17 protein-coding genes and 1 other annotated feature are annotated in these 14,757 nt (G+C 34.6%); of the genes, 9 read left to right on the top strand and 8 right to left on the bottom strand.

Annotation, left to right across the window (positions count from 1 at the left end):
* Positions 1 to 7: 7 nt before the first annotated feature.
* Positions 8 to 278 (top strand) — a binding site (T-box leader).
* Between the two features lie 50 nt (positions 279 to 328).
* Positions 329 to 1,963, top strand: a complete 1,635-nt coding sequence (gene metG, locus DN393_RS18365; RefSeq protein WP_064476255.1) for a methionine--tRNA ligase — start codon at positions 329 to 331, stop codon at positions 1,961 to 1,963.
* A 41-nt stretch (positions 1,964 to 2,004) separates the two neighbouring features.
* On the opposite strand, the gene DN393_RS18360 is transcribed toward metG, so the two are convergent.
* The 5 genes from DN393_RS18360 to DN393_RS18340 form a co-directional block, all read right to left on the bottom strand.
* On the bottom strand, positions 2,005 to 2,907 hold the full coding sequence (locus DN393_RS18360; protein ID WP_064476256.1) for an EamA family transporter: 903 nt from the start codon (positions 2,905 to 2,907) through the stop codon (positions 2,005 to 2,007).
* Positions 2,908 to 3,046: 139 nt separating this feature from the next.
* Positions 3,047 to 4,489 carry a sensor histidine kinase gene (locus DN393_RS18355; protein ID WP_000201984.1) on the bottom strand — a complete coding sequence of 481 codons (1,443 nt, stop codon included), beginning with the start codon at positions 4,487 to 4,489 and terminating at the stop codon, positions 3,047 to 3,049.
* A complete protein-coding gene (locus tag DN393_RS18350; RefSeq protein WP_000148838.1) occupies positions 4,467 to 5,132 on the bottom strand; it encodes a response regulator transcription factor in 666 nt (221 codons plus the stop codon). The genes DN393_RS18355 and DN393_RS18350 overlap by 23 nt, the downstream gene beginning before the upstream one ends.
* A gap of 365 nt (positions 5,133 to 5,497) precedes the next feature.
* Complete coding sequence (locus DN393_RS18345) at positions 5,498 to 5,959, bottom strand: L,D-transpeptidase (protein ID WP_000735052.1); 462 nt, start codon at positions 5,957 to 5,959, stop codon at positions 5,498 to 5,500.
* Between the two features lie 30 nt (positions 5,960 to 5,989).
* Positions 5,990 to 6,433, bottom strand: a complete 444-nt coding sequence (locus tag DN393_RS18340; RefSeq protein ID WP_000388758.1) for a DUF3978 family protein — start codon at positions 6,431 to 6,433, stop codon at positions 5,990 to 5,992.
* Positions 6,434 to 6,846: 413 nt separating this feature from the next.
* Between DN393_RS18340 and DN393_RS18335 the strand changes: the two genes are divergently transcribed.
* Positions 6,847 to 7,461 (top strand): DedA family protein, encoded by a 615-nt coding sequence (locus tag DN393_RS18335; protein ID WP_088047827.1) that lies wholly within the window; start codon positions 6,847 to 6,849, stop codon positions 7,459 to 7,461.
* Positions 7,462 to 7,516: 55 nt separating this feature from the next.
* On the opposite strand, the gene DN393_RS18330 is transcribed toward DN393_RS18335, so the two are convergent.
* The gene (locus DN393_RS18330) at positions 7,517 to 8,308 is read right to left on the bottom strand and encodes a hypothetical protein (protein ID WP_149173747.1); all 792 of its coding nucleotides are present in this window, start codon (positions 8,306 to 8,308) and stop codon (positions 7,517 to 7,519) included.
* Between the two features lie 164 nt (positions 8,309 to 8,472).
* Here DN393_RS18330 and DN393_RS18325 point away from each other — a divergent pair, with 164 nt between their 5' ends.
* The 4 genes from DN393_RS18325 to DN393_RS18310 all read left to right on the top strand — a co-directional run bounded on the left by DN393_RS18325 (position 8,473) and on the right by DN393_RS18310 (position 10,723).
* On the top strand, positions 8,473 to 8,694 hold the full coding sequence (locus DN393_RS18325) for a helix-turn-helix transcriptional regulator (RefSeq protein ID WP_088047828.1): 222 nt from the start codon (positions 8,473 to 8,475) through the stop codon (positions 8,692 to 8,694).
* Positions 8,684 to 9,391 (top strand): DUF3169 family protein, encoded by a 708-nt coding sequence (locus DN393_RS18320; RefSeq protein ID WP_142289384.1) that lies wholly within the window; start codon positions 8,684 to 8,686, stop codon positions 9,389 to 9,391. The genes DN393_RS18325 and DN393_RS18320 overlap by 11 nt, the downstream gene beginning before the upstream one ends.
* 42 nt (positions 9,392 to 9,433) lie before the next feature.
* The gene (locus tag DN393_RS18315; protein ID WP_064476333.1) at positions 9,434 to 10,486 is read left to right on the top strand and encodes a site-2 protease family protein; all 1,053 of its coding nucleotides are present in this window, start codon (positions 9,434 to 9,436) and stop codon (positions 10,484 to 10,486) included.
* A gap of 96 nt (positions 10,487 to 10,582) precedes the next feature.
* Positions 10,583 to 10,723, top strand: coding sequence for a DUF3985 family protein (locus tag DN393_RS18310; protein WP_000404783.1), 141 nt, complete (start codon positions 10,583 to 10,585; stop codon positions 10,721 to 10,723).
* A gap of 246 nt (positions 10,724 to 10,969) precedes the next feature.
* Here DN393_RS18310 and DN393_RS18300 read toward each other — a convergent pair whose 3' ends face one another.
* Entirely contained in the window at positions 10,970 to 11,356 is a 387-nt protein-coding gene (locus tag DN393_RS18300) for a DUF3938 domain-containing protein (RefSeq protein WP_001077775.1), read from the bottom strand.
* 461 nt (positions 11,357 to 11,817) lie between these two features.
* Here DN393_RS18300 and DN393_RS18295 point away from each other — a divergent pair, with 461 nt between their 5' ends.
* The gene (locus tag DN393_RS18295) at positions 11,818 to 12,339 is read left to right on the top strand and encodes a GNAT family N-acetyltransferase (RefSeq protein ID WP_064476258.1); all 522 of its coding nucleotides are present in this window, start codon (positions 11,818 to 11,820) and stop codon (positions 12,337 to 12,339) included.
* Between the two features lie 110 nt (positions 12,340 to 12,449).
* On the opposite strand, the gene DN393_RS18290 is transcribed toward DN393_RS18295, so the two are convergent.
* Positions 12,450 to 13,343 carry a YitT family protein gene (locus tag DN393_RS18290; protein WP_000530035.1) on the bottom strand — a complete coding sequence of 298 codons (894 nt, stop codon included), beginning with the start codon at positions 13,341 to 13,343 and terminating at the stop codon, positions 12,450 to 12,452.
* Positions 13,344 to 13,619: 276 nt separating this feature from the next.
* Between DN393_RS18290 and DN393_RS18285 the strand changes: the two genes are divergently transcribed.
* Together DN393_RS18285 and yidC are read left to right on the top strand one after the other, a co-directional pair.
* Positions 13,620 to 13,904, top strand: coding sequence for a hypothetical protein (locus DN393_RS18285; RefSeq protein WP_000394931.1), 285 nt, complete (start codon positions 13,620 to 13,622; stop codon positions 13,902 to 13,904).
* A 28-nt stretch (positions 13,905 to 13,932) separates the two neighbouring features.
* Positions 13,933 to 14,715, top strand: coding sequence for a membrane protein insertase YidC (gene yidC / locus DN393_RS18280; RefSeq protein ID WP_098103570.1), 783 nt, complete (start codon positions 13,933 to 13,935; stop codon positions 14,713 to 14,715).
* Positions 14,716 to 14,757 lie beyond the last annotated feature (42 nt).

The raw sequence follows: 14,757 nt of genomic DNA, 5'->3' as shown, positions 1-14,757 counted from the left end.
GTTATATATAAAAGCGTTGAAAAGGAAAAGTAGAATGAAATCATTCTGTCCAGAGAGCTTCGGTAGCTGAGAAGAAGCAAGAATATTCATTTGAACAATGGCCTTTGAGCTTCGTCCTGAACTTATCAAATGATAATAGTAGGCGGCGACGAGAGTTGGTACTCGTTATCAAAACCACAGTATAAGAGCATATAGCTCCGTACTTGTTAAGGCTAATTATGTGAGTAATTGGCGAAATAAGGTGGTACCGCGACTGTTTATACAGCCCCGCCCTTATCTTTTTAAGATAAGGGCGGGGCTTTTTTATATTTAAAAGGAGGAATGTAAGATGAGTATTTTTATTGGAGGCGCTTGGCCGTATGCAAATGGTTCGTTACATCTTGGACATATTGCGAGTTTGTTACCTGGAGATATTTTAGCACGTTATTACCGGGCAAAAGGTGAGAATGTGTTGTATGTTTCGGGAAGTGACTGTAATGGAACACCGATTGCAATTAGGGCAAAACAAGAAGGTGTGACGGCGAAGGAAATTGCTGATAAGTATCATGAAGAGTTCCAGCGATGTTTTCGTAGCCTTGGTTTTACGTATGATTGCTATACACGTACAGATAGTGAGCACCATCATGAAACTGTGCAAAATGTCTTTTTACGTTTATTGGAAGAAGGCTATATTTATAAAAAAACAGTGGAACAAGCGTATTGTGAAACGTGTACGCAGTTTTTACCTGATCGTTATGTAGAAGGCATTTGTCCACATTGCCATGAAGCAGCAAGAGGAGATCAATGTGATGCGTGTTCAGCTATTTTAGATCCACTCGATTTGTTAGAAAAGAAATGTAAGTTATGCGGTAGTACGCCATCCGTACAGGAAACAGAGCATTTTTATTTTGCATTGCATACATTTCAGCAGCAAATTAAAGAGGCAGTAGAAATCGCAAAACAAGAAGGAACATGGCGTGACAATGCGATTCAGCTAACAGAGAGATATGTAAAGGAAGGATTACTAGATAGGGCCGTATCACGTGATTTACCAATCGGGGTACCAATTCCAGTAGAAGGGTATGAAGATAAGAAAATTTACGTATGGATTGAAGCAGTGACAGGATATTATTCGGCGAGTAAACATTGGGCTGAAGAAACAGGGAAAGATGATCAAGAGTTTTGGGATAAAGAAGCGAAAACATATTATGTGCACGGAAAGGATAATATTCCGTTTCATTCCATCATTTGGCCAGCAGTATTGCTTGGAATAGGAGAAGGAGCAATTCCTCGTCATATCGTTTCAAATGAATATTTAACAGTTGAAAAAAGAAAGTTATCTACAAGTAAAAACTGGGCAGTATGGGTGCCTGACATATTAGAACGCTACAATCCAGATTCTATTCGTTACTTTTTAACAGTAAATGCACCAGAAAATCGTGATACTGATTTTTCATGGCGTGAATTCATTTACAGTCATAATAGTGAATTGTTAGGTGCATACGGGAACTTTGTGAACCGGACATTAAAGTTTATTGAAAAATATTATGATGGCATTGTGCCGCAGGGAAGTATTGATGTAGAACTGAAAGATAAAGTAGAAGGATTATATAAAAATGTAGGAGAGTTGATTGAGCAAACTACATTTAAGGTGGCGCTAGAAACAATATTCGATGCCGTACGTTTTGCAAATAAATACTTTGATGAGAGGCAGCCTTGGAAACAAAGGGAAGATGATCCAGTTTCATGCGAAGAAACGATTTATAACTGTGTGTATCTTATCGCTAATTTTGCAAATCTCCTTGAACCGTTTTTACCATTTTCAAGTGAAAGAGTTAGAAACACGTTATCGATTGTGAACCGAAATTGGGAGCCTCAAAATACGTTGCCGAATAGAATTGATAGTGTGCAACCACTATTTGAACGAATTGATGTAAAACAAATCGAGCATGAGATAGAAAAGCTATATGGAGCAGTAAAGTGAGATAGAGAAAAAGACCTTTCAAATCAATGAAAGGTCTTTTGTTACGCACTATGCACGCTACTATGTTTCTTTTCTTTCCTAGCCGTAAGCATCTGAGGAATAAAAATGCCAAGTAGTATAAAGAGTATCCCAATCCACTGCATGAAGGTTACGACTTCATGTACAAGTGTAATAGAAGCGATAATGGCCGTTGGTAATTCAGCTGCTCCTAGTATTGTACTAAGTCCTGTTCCTACTTTCGGTACACCAATTGAAAAACAAATGACAGGTACGACAACGCCGAACAATCCGAGGAAGAAAGCGTATTTCCAAAGACCGGCTTGCAGGGCACCATCCGTTAAAAAGGTTGGCGGGAAGAATAGGCATACGATAAGAGTAGCACTTGTTGTCATAAGAAAGCTTTTCGTATAAGGCGGAACTTCTGTAGCAACACGCCCGCTTGCAAAAACATAGAATGAAAAAGAGACAGCGGCTAATAGACCAAAGATAATACCTTTCGTGGAAAAGTTTTGTCCGAGACCTTCAAAGACACCGCCTGCAAACAATGTTCCAGTAAATAAAATAATGATAGATATAACTTTCTCACGGCTTGGTAATGTTCGATTAGCGATTGCTTCTATAACTACACCAATCCATGTGAACTGGAAGAGTAGGACAACAGCGATAGATGCTGGTAGTTCTTCTACAGAAATAGCGTAGAAGATACCAGTCATACTCATTGTTGTGCCAACTGTTAGTAAGGAAAAGAATTGCTTTTTTGTTACTTTATGACGTGAAACGAAAAGAACGAGCAGAAGAAGCCCAATCCATCCGAAGACATATTGTCCTCCTAATAGTTGATGTGCTGAAAATCCATCAATGAATCCGAGTTTGAAAATCGTTGAAAGTACGCCGTAGCTACAAGCTCCGAATAAAACAAGTAATGAATACTTAAATTTCTCCATGAAAATCCTCCTTTTAAATAATAAAAAACGCCCGCTATCCAAATAAGGACAACGGGCGAACGAAACAGAGTAAGACACTCTACAAAATTCCGCCACTCATACGAAGTATGAATTTGGGGTATGAAATTGTAGTAGGTTTTTACATTGCTTTTGGAAATACAATGGAGCATTTTACACCTTGAGGTGTGTTTTGTATCCCATAAGGAAACTGATGCTTATCTAGTATTTGTTTTACAATGTATAACCCAAGACCACTACCTTGTACTAAGCCGTGTTTGTCAGGGTTTGCGCGATAGAATGGTTCAAATAAATGGGCGAGTTTATCTTCATCTATTTGTGAACCTGTATTTAGTACTTCTAATGCGTAACCGTTTGGCTTTTCATAAAGCTTTATATATACATGCTGATGGTCAATTGTGTAATGAATTGCATTTGAAATAATGTTAAAAATAGCAGTTTGAATAAATTTAGGGTCAGCTAAAATTTGTACATCTTGCTTAATGTTAGATTGAACATTTAATTGCTTTACAGATACAAAGTAATCTACTTTCTTCATAACATCCTCAATAATAGTAGTTAATGAGATAACTTTTAAATCAGGTTTAAATTGAGGGTTTTGTATTTTGGATAATTCCGACATTTTTTCCGTTAATATGTTAATATCTTGCATCATTTCATAGGAACGTTTTAAATATTTATCTCTATCTTTATAAGCTCCAATTCCGTGAATCATGCCATCTAGTTGTCCCATAACGGCTGCGATTGGTGTTTTTAATTCATGGGATACCATAGACATAAATTCTTTACGAGATTGTTCTAATTGTTGTTCTCTCTTGAGCTCGTTTCTTAAATCTTGATTGCTTGCATGTAAATTCTTCACGATATTTGGGACCTGTGAAGCAGCTACTTGTAAATTAAAATCAGTTTGGTCTGTATTTTTGTTAAGTAGCTTTTTATCTGAGAAATCAAGATTCATAATATCTTTTAAAGCATCGCTCATAAATTGAAAAGGTTTGGCAATTAGTTTTGTATAAATTAAAGATCCGAGTAAAGATAATGCAAGCATTGTCGCGCCAATATGTGGAGCTAATTGCTGCAGTACATCTGTTAATTTTGGATTATCTTGTGCATCATTTGTTTTACTTGCTGCATTTTGTTTATGTAAGGCATCATTAGTAGCGACTTGCTTTTCCATCTCTGTAAGTGGAGCAGAAGTGCTATTTTTCCCCGTACTACTTTGTGTATGTTCTTTTGCTTTTGCAGTTTGGCTAGGCTGCAAAAGATGATTGATAGCTGTAGAGAGTGATTTATAATCTATAATAGAAGATTGGAAATTAAAAATGTCTCCCTGTGATACAGCTTTATTTTGATTCGTTTTACTTTGGTCGTTTTGTTTGTCTGAATCCGCTTGTTCTGTAGACAGCGCTCCATTTTCTTTTGCAAAACGTTCTTTATCGTAGTTTGAAGCTAGGAAGTAAATAATTTGATAAAGACAAAGTGATAAAAGAATACAAAATAATAAGGTTTTGATGAAGATATTTTTGGTGATGTTGTCTGTGCTACGATTCGATTTTGTAGCCAATGCCTTTCACCGTTTTAATATAAGGAATCCCTAATTTTTTTCTTAAGTTTTTAATATGTGTATCTATAACTCTTACATCACCATAATGTTCATAGCCCCATACCTTATTCAGCAAATCACTTCTTGATAATACTTTTCCCCGATTTTGCAGTAAAGTATAAATAATTTCAAATTCCTTTGTTGTTAATTCAATTTGATTACCATGAACATAAGCGGCATATGCTGTAGAATTTAACATCAATTCACGGAATTGTAGTATAGTTGCGGTTTCTGCTTCCTTCGTTGCTGCCCTTCTTAATACAGCTTCTACACGTTTAATAAATACGGTGTAATGAAACGGTTTCGTAATATAGTCATCAATACCTAATTCAAATCCTTTAATTTCACTTTCTTCATTATGTAAGCCTGTTAACATAATAATCGGTACATCAGATTGTCCTCGCATAATTTTACAAATACTATAGCCATCTATATCTGGTAACATCACATCAAGGAGGACAAGATCGTATGAATTTTTTTGGAAAAGAAGTATACCTTCTGTTCCAGCGCCAACGACATCAACGGTAAAGTTTTGTGCCATTAGAAATTCACGAATTAGTTCTTGTATATCTGGGTTGTCTTCAATCACCAGTATATGCGTCATAGTAACACCTCCTAAATAACGCTTTTTACTGCAATATTCGAATTCATCATTTTTCCGATGACTCAGATTGTTTATACATATAATAAGCCCCCGCCATAAAATAATCATGAAAGTAGCAAGGGGAGTTGTTTTAGTGAAACTGAATATTTAAGAATTACAGTAATTCTATTATAGTATGTATTGTAAAATTTATAAAATATTATAACTGTATAATTTTAATATCCATGTTTATCAATGTTTAGATGTTACTTAATACAATCTATCCCTATTATATATGTAAATACAGTTGTTTTGCTACTGTAAATGAAGAAATAAAATAAGCCAAGATATAAAATTCTTGGCTACACGTAAATCGTGTTGTTAGGTTATTTTACAGTGACAGTAGCCTGCTGGGGAATACGCTCAAATAACCAGTGTATATCATTGTTATACATACGAATGCAACCTAGTGTTGTCCATTTGCCAATTGCCTGATTATTGTTCGTACCATGAATCGCATAAGTTGTTCCGTAAGTTCCTGCCATGTTTAGTCCGAGCCAACGGTCACCCAGTGGATTACGTGGATCGCCGCCTTTAATTTTGCCTGTATAATAAGGACGATTTTTAATTTTATTTACGATTTGAAAAGTACCTTTAGGTGTAGGAGTAGCTGCTTTTCCAGTAGCGACAGTAAAACTCTTTATAAATTTTCCATTTTGATAATAATCCATTTTATTTAACTGCGTGTTTACAATCAGTTGATCGTTCGTTGTAGCTGCCTCAGCATTTGTGAATGGAATAGTTAAAAATCCTAATGATAATAGTGCGCTTAATAATAGTTTTTTCATTATATTCTCCTTTTTACTATTGTAATAGTCTTACATACAATGAATTTGCAATCCTCGTAATACTTTATTTACATTTTCATCTAATGTTTCAAAGAAGGTAGTAATCTTTGGATTTTGTTTGTTGTTTTTATCAATAAGTAATCTTTCATTTAGTAAAAGTTCACCATGCAGTCCAAAACTTTGAACTTGAATATTTAGCTCATCTTCAGTTTCAGAAATAATTGGTAAGAAGTAGTGGAAAGCTTTCGTTGGAATGATGTAACTTTTACCAATCATGCTTTCTTGATTTGAATTAATCCATTTTTTCGTAACAATCTTAATGTTCTTTTTTGAAACGATAAAAGACAGTGTTGTAGATTTTGTTAAACTTACGTCAAATTCACTTGTTTCACATATGTGTAAATTAAAAACGGTTTCATTTTGGTGAGATTCAACATTTGTATTAATAAAATCGTGCATTTTATAAGCTTCCATTTCTTATTCACCCTTTTTTTAATTTCGAAAAGCGACTTATATTTATTCAATTTAATGATTAGTAATATATTAGTTAAATTTTTCAACAAATTCCGCTATAATCTTACAATACGTATATGAAGCTAATATGAAGTTAGTATGAGTTTGTAGTGGTTTTTTATTGAGAACGAAATAAGGTGATTTTTAAGTGTTAAAAAATGGATGAAAAATGTATATTAAGGCCAGGTTTCTCACGGTATATATTTGTTAAGTTGTTTTTAAATGAACGTACATAGAAGTAAATAAAGAACAGAAAACTTTAGTGTGAGCCTTACAAAAATGTAATAAAAATGTAAGCTATTGTGATAGTTATTTCGACAATTTTTTTATACAATAATAGTAAGAAGTTGTACGTGATTGAAAGGAGAGATGACATGGAGTGGGTTCATGAATTATTTCAGCAGTACGGGTACTATGTTGTACTTGTTGGTTTGCTGTTAGAATATATTGCACTTCCGTTTCCGGGAGAGCCAACGTTAGCATATGCGGGGTTTTTAGCACAGAAGGGCGATTTAAGTTTACCGATTTTAATTATCTTATCCTTTATTGGGACAAGTGTAGGAATGACAATTCAATACTTTTTAGGAAATAAATTAGGTATGCCCTTTGTTCAAAAGTATGGGAAATACGTATTTTTAACACAAAGAAAAATCGACTTAACAAGAATGTGGTTTGATAAGTATGGATACTTCCTTATTTTTATCGGCTTCTTTATTCCTGGTGTACGTCATTTTACAGGATATTTTGCAGGAATTATTAACTTACCATTCCGTCGTTTTGCAATTACAATTTACTCAGGTGCTCTATTTTGGGTATCATTCTTCTTAATCGGTGGTTATTGGTTAGGTGGAAACTTACATGACATCTTTGGAGTGCTAGAAGATCATATCGGTAAAATCATTGTTGGAGTTATCGTTATCGTAGCAATTACGTTAGGTGTTCGTTTCCGCAAACAGTTAAAACGAGTATTGTTACAAAACGCAAGTTAATATGGAATCCATTCTATGTCAGAATTTAGGAAGGCAGTGCAAAAGCACTGCCTTTTTATTTTATATTCCAATCTATTCTCAACTTTCCTTTTAACTTATTGCCATTAACTATAATGTAATACGTTCCCGTCTTAATTGCTGCAAATTGGTATGTATTAGGACCGTTTGAAGCTAAATAATTTTCTTCCTCTTGAAACTCACTAGCCATTTTTACGGCTCCCATGTAGCCATCTGGATTTTCAGCTCGTGATTCAATGGTAAATTCTAATATGTCACCTCGTTTTAGTTCAATGGGGACTTTATGTTCACCACTAAAATGTTGAAAAGATGCTTCGAAAGAGTTTTCTGTTTTTGTTTCGACCCATTGTTCTTTTGATGTTCCAATCTTTCCTAGATCGATTAAGTTGATTGTGATAAATATAATAAGCATAATACCTGGCACGACATATTGTATCCACTTAAATTTTGTTGCTATAACTGCACATAAGTAGAAAAAAAGAGAACACACTGCTCCAATTGATCCGAGAAACAAGAACTGTATTAGACTAGCTTCTTTAAATATTAGGAATGGAAGAGAAAATAAATAGCCGCAAAAAATATAAAGGCATAATGTCTTCAGTCTTGTATATGTTTTTAATTTCAATTTATCGATGCAAATAGAACAAAAAATTGCATATGCCGCAAGAATAGGAACGAAGGGAACATATAGTAGTTCTCGTAATCCAGCTAAGAAACTATATAATGTTTGTTGACTAGTTGTTAAGAGAAGCGTGCTAATAAGTAATAATAATAATAAAGCTGCTGTAAGCTTAGTAAGAATGTAAGAAAAGGTAGATGTTTTCTTCATATGGAACCTCCTTTGTTTAATATTTCACATTCATTATATAAGTTATTTTCATCATAATACATCTTTATTTTTGTCAATTATTATAGTCGTAATGACAATTATAATTGACAAAGATAAGGATATTATTTACAATTTTAATTAAATAAATGAAAAAGAGGGAAGACATGAAGCTTCAAAATCGAGTGAGGGAATTGCGAGCAAAGTATCGTTTATCACAAGGGGATTTAGGGAAAGCGATAGGATCATCACGGCAAACGATTAGTTTAATTGAGCGCGGGGATTATGCACCATCTATCGTATTATCGTTAAAAATCGCACAAATTTTCAATGTACCGGTGGAGGAAATATTTACGTTAGTGGAGGGGGAAGAGGATGATGAAGAGTAAACGAAAAAAACAATTTGATTTTGTGGGGAAAATAGCATTAAGTATGATGGGTGGCTTTTTAACATCTTATATAGCTTTAAATTTACCCTCGGATGAACCGAGAAAATTATCATCTAATACATTTATAGGTGTATGTACTATTTTTGGAATCTTAATGATGTACTACACTTGGAAGAATACACGTATGTTAGCGGAGGCACGCGATGAAGAAGAGAGCGTACAAGGCAGAAAGTTAGGTATTATAAGTATATATTTACGTGTAGGTGATATAGTTACCCAGGCATGGTTTGTATATGCAGTTATTACATGTAGACGTGCACTGTTGCAGGATACAAATGTGTCATTTGCAGTGTGGAATTTAGTAGCTGCTATTGTCTGTTTGACTATTGTAGTGGTTATCGGGCTCATAACAAAAAATCGTTATAATAAGTTATATCCTGAACAAGGTGTAACATATATGGAATCTATGAAAATGTGGACGAAAAACGCAGATGAAGGATTAAAGCACATTGTGCATGAAGCTGGATATAAAGCGTATGAATTTACGAATACAATATTAGCATATGTATGGTGGGCTGCCGTTATATATACAGCGGCTAGTGATATCGATTTTGTATTAATTGGCTTAATCTCATTTATTTGGATATTGCATCTCGGAAAATTCATGTACGAGATGCAGAGAAAAATGATTTATTAAGGGGAGAAAAAGGTGGATATTTTAAGAAGGCCAGCTGGTTCTATGACGGTGGCGTTAGTTTTGTCCATTTTATACGGAGTAATCCGAACTGGAAAATTAGAAACAATGCTGAACATATGGGCATTATTGGCTATTTTTCTGTTAGTGGTAATCATTCATGAGTTAGGACATGTCATATTCGGCGTAATGGGTGGTTTGACATTTAAATTTATGACAGTAGGGCCTATTACTGTTCAAAAAGAGAAGGGGAAAGTACGTATTCGAGAAAATAAATTATGGGCGTACTTCGGAGGCGTGGCAATGTTAATACCGCCTTCTATAGTAACACCGAACCTTTCGAAAAAATGGGCATGGATGACTTTAGGTGGACCGATAACAAGTTTACTATTTGGTATTACTTTTGGTTACATATACATGGTAAGTTATTATCAATATCTGTTATATTTTTCTGTTTTCCATTTTATCATTTTTGCGGTTACAATCGTACCGATAAAAGGAACGCTTATGAGCGATGGTATGCAATTTCTTATTTTAATTAAAGATGATGAAAAGGCGAAGCAGCATGTATATAACATTCAAGTATCGAGTGAGTTATTTAGTTATAAGAGGCCGAAAGATTGGGACGAGAGATTAGTAAAACTTACCGAAGATAAAATAAAAGAACATAAAAGTATAAGAGAGATCATGAGCGGACTTATGCTTGTCTTCCTTGCCCGGTCGGATCAAAAGGGAATGGAAAGAGCGATACCATATATAGAACAAGTTGCCCAGCTCCCTGTAACGAAAGAAAATAAATATTTCGTTAGCAGTTTTCACAGTTGGTATCTTTTATATAAAGCTCTTTATGAGATGGATCGTCTTTCTCTGCAAGAAGCGAAGGTGCATGGGAAGGCCATTACAAAAATAGACCTACATGGGTATTATCGAGCACAAGCAATTGTTACATATGCAGAGAATGATTTAGAAGCTTCCCGTATGTATATGAAGAAAGCCGATAAAGAATTACAGAATGCTGAAAAGAATGAACTGGGATATTTACAATTAGAGAGAGAATGGTTTGAGCAGTTGAAAGAGAGGGTATCTTACGATGGGTAAGGTATCCTCTTTTTTCTATGTCGTCTTCTGCCGTTCCATAAAAAGTCTGGGGCGAGTAAAATAAGATTAGAAGAGCAAAGCTTGGAGGAATTCTAGATGGAAATTTTAACGATTATTTTAATAGTCTTGCTCATTTATGCTGTTTTTAAAGTAGCATATGTAGCATTAAAGATACTCGCGATCCTATTAGTTATCTTTTTAATCGTAGAGTTCGGCAGTAAATTGCTTGGGGGATAGGGTATATTGTACGCTTTGAATGTCGGTAAGTCGATATGTTGTGTCGAAGCGTCGATATAATGAAAAAATCGCCGATATAAGTGGAGAAATGATCGATATATTTGAAAAATCGTTGATATATTTTAGTGAATACTAAGTGGGGTATGTGGAAAAGAAGTTGCCATGAGGGTAGCTTCTTTTTATTTTGATAATGGGTATGAACAAGAAAGAATAACAAACAAAAAAGCTGGAAGATATTCTTCCAGCTTACGAGTTACTTTCAATTTGGCGACCGTTTTCTTCTTCATTGTCTTGTAAAAGGTTGAATACGTCTGCTAGGCAGAATGCAATGAACCAAGTCCATAGACCGTGGAAGAAAGCTGAGCTTAATTGAAGTGGTAATGTATAGTTAGTCATTGAGTAGGAAATACATCCGCCAACGATTCCGATCATTGTTAATAACATTGTTTTTTGTGCATTTTCTTCTGGATTGAAGAGGAAGTAAATGTATCCACCTAAAATTGAAGCGCTTACAAGCGTTTCGATTCCATTAAAAATGATATTCTCTCCAAGCTGAGTGTTTGTCCAGAAGCAGATTGTTCCGCCGATAATAGCAAACAGGACAGCTATTGTATATCTTATATATTGATTCATATGTTCATCTCCTTATGTAATAAGATGATTTGGAAGTCAAAAAGGTAGGTATAGTATATTGAAGTGAATTTTAGTTGTACGTATCTTTTTATAAAAAGATCATGGAAGAATAACTAAGATGATCGGTTTTTTAAACCGTTACGTGTATGGTGTTTGAAATATACCTGACTGCTCGTTTCTTTTTGCTTGTAAAAATAAGAGAAACTTCCAAGTCTATATACTCTTTTTTTGTGAGTCTGCTTTCATTATAACACATTTAGGGCCACAATAATAGAATTATCTGATTTTGTAATAAGTGTAAAAAATAAAAATCGCAAGGAAATACCACTAACAATGCAGTTTAGTGGAAGAAGGATTTTAATTTATTATGATGAAATATGTAATCAAGGTGAGATTTAAGAAGGAAGCTTACATACTATAAAAAATGTTTTGTAGCATGAATGTAAGGGAGGAGAGCTAACTTGGAGATCACAACAGAAAGATTAATAATTAGACCTTTTAAGAGTACTGATTTACAGGATGTATTTGCTATTTATAATAATGATGATACATGTAAGTTCCTATTACATAATAAGTGGACTCATGAAGACATGCAGAAAAAATTTAATAAGAAGCTAGCAAACAGTGTACTTACTGAAGAATCAATATTAAGTTTGGCAGTTATATACAAGGCTAAAGTAGTTGGTGATTTATCCGTATGGTACACAAATATGAAAGATACTGTTGAGATTGGTTATAGTTTTTCAAATGAAGTAGCTGGGAGAGGTTTGGCAACAGAAGCAGTAAGTAGTTTGGTATTTAAATTATTTAATGAATTTAATGTACACCGTATACAAGCTAACCTTGATGCACGTAATACTGCTTCAAAAAAATTGTGTGAACGAATAGGTATGAGAAAGGAAGCCCATTTCATACAAGATTTTTGGAATAAAAATGAATGGACAGATAGTTTTGTATATGGAATGCTATTCTCCGATTTGTAGTAATAAACTTCGTGATTTTATTATGCTAAAGGGTGCGTTAGTTGCATAACAAAGGGCATAACATATTATATATGACTAATATGTTATGCCCTTTCATGTATTAACCTTTTTTATATGCGTTTGAAACGGCCGACAATTTCAACTGTTTCAGTAATGTTCATGAATGCTTTGTTATCCACTTGACGGATAATACGTTTCATTTCGCCTAACTCATAGCGAGTCACGACAGTGTAAATCATTTTTTTCTTATGGTTTGTATAGCCGCCGACAGCATCTACCATTGTCACCCCGCGTATGCCGTGATGCAATAGTGCGCTTTTTATTTCCTCGCCTTTTTCTGTAACTGTCATTATCGTTAATTTAATATGTTTCGTATGCACAGCATCGATAACTTTGCTGACTACAAACCGGCTAATTAACGTATAAAGCGTAATATCCCATCCGAAAATAAATCCTGCTGCAACAAGTAAGATTAAGTTGAATCCAAAGATGATTGCTCCAATTGAAATATCTCGATGTTTCGCTACAATCAATCCAACAACATCAAAGCCACCTGTTGAAGAAGCAAATCGGAATATGATCCCTGAAGCTGCTCCACAGATTACACCACCGAATACAGAAGATAGTAAAATATCGTCTGAAACTTGGTGTACAGGGATAATGTTCATCGCTAACGATGATACAGCTACAAAGTACGCTGTTAAAAAGGTTGTCTTCTTGCCTAAGTAAAAGTGACTTAAAATAAGAAGAGGAATGTTTAGTAAAAAGATAAGTGCACCGATATTGTAGTGCATTAAATAACCGATAATCATCCCTACACCAGCGAATCCACCGCTAATCATGTTATGCGGGATAAAGAACATATTCATAGAAATTGCATACAAAATAGAGGCTACGAAAATAACAACCAACTGTATGATAAATTCTAAGTGGAATGTTTTAGCTGCTGGGAAGGATAAAAAGGCGGTGTCGGGAACGTAATCGGCGTCTCCTAGTTGACCCATAGTATGTTTCATCTCCATATTCATTTTTGATTACAAGAAGAGAATAAAGGTTTTTTCAAAAACTGGCAATAGTTTTATTATAATGCAAAAATTTTATAAATTTCTAACAAATTAAACCTATACAAGGATGCGTGTGAATATACTAAAGAAAGCGAATACATTAGTTTTTTAGCATAGTTTTCTTGAGAAAATATGCAAAATACTTTTTTGACGATAAAAGGAAATAGAGAATGTTTGTGGAATGTGCTAAAATGACCTTATTAAGGATGTGAAGCGATGGAATTTTTATTGCAGGATGCAATTCTATATATATCGTTTGTAACGACAGCACTTTGTTTATTAGAAGTTTTCTTCCTTGCTAATGTTTCTCGCTTTGTGCGTCAGCAAGCATCAAGCGGTAGACAAAGAGCTTTTAAACTAGTTAATACGTGTGAAGAGGGTACTGGTAATGTATCGCTTTTCTCTATTTTTTATAAATATGGAATGATTCGTTCTGTGCGCAGACAAGAATCCAGTGAAGAGAATGACGAGGTCGGTCCGTATACACCAATGTTTCGCTAAATAATTACGAAACATTGGAGGAATGAACATGTTAAAATCATACCGAGCTGTGCTCGTTAGTTTATCATTATTACTTGTTTTTGTTTTATCTGGTTGCAGTAATGCAGCCCCAATTGATGCACATAGTACGGGAATTTGGGATCATTATTTCGTATATCCAATCTCGTATATGATTCAATTTGTTGCTCATCATATACCAGGAGCTAGCTTCGGGATTGCTATCATTATTATGACGCTCTTTATTCGTTCAGCCATGATTCCATTAGCTGTTTCGCAATATCGTAGTCAAGCGAAAATGAAGAAAATGCAACCTGAACTGCAGAAGCTGAAACAAAAATACGGTGATGTGGGTAAAGATCTTGAAAAACAAAAGCAGTATCAAAAGGAAATGTCGGAACTAATGAAATCAGGCGGTTGGAATCCACTTGCTGGTTGCTGGCCAATCTTTATACAAATGCCGATTTTCTCTGCTTTGTATTATGCGATTAGCCGAACAGAAGAGATTCGCACATCTTCATTTTTATGGGTGAACTTAGGACATGCAGATCCTTATCATATATTACCGATTATCGCAGCGTTAACGACATTTATTCAGATGAAAGTTTTCCAATCTAATATTACACCTGGAGAACAAGTACAGATGCTGAAAATGCAGCAAATTATGATGCCGGCAATGATTCTATTTATGGGATTTGCGGCGCCATCAGGACTTGTGTTGTACTGGATAACGGGTAATTTATTTACAATGACACAAACAATTGTATTAAGAAGAATAATGGAACGTGAAGAATTACAATTACAAAAAGCTTAGAAAAACACCGCTCGGGATGAGCGGTGTTTTTTGGTTAAGTCG

The sequence above is a fragment of the Bacillus sp. BPN334 genome, from assembly GCF_008368885.1.
Lineage (GTDB): Bacteria > Bacillota > Bacilli > Bacillales > Bacillaceae_G > Bacillus_A > Bacillus_A wiedmannii.
Note: the sequence above shows the minus strand (reverse complement) of the source record. Positions and strands in the feature narration are given on the sequence as shown.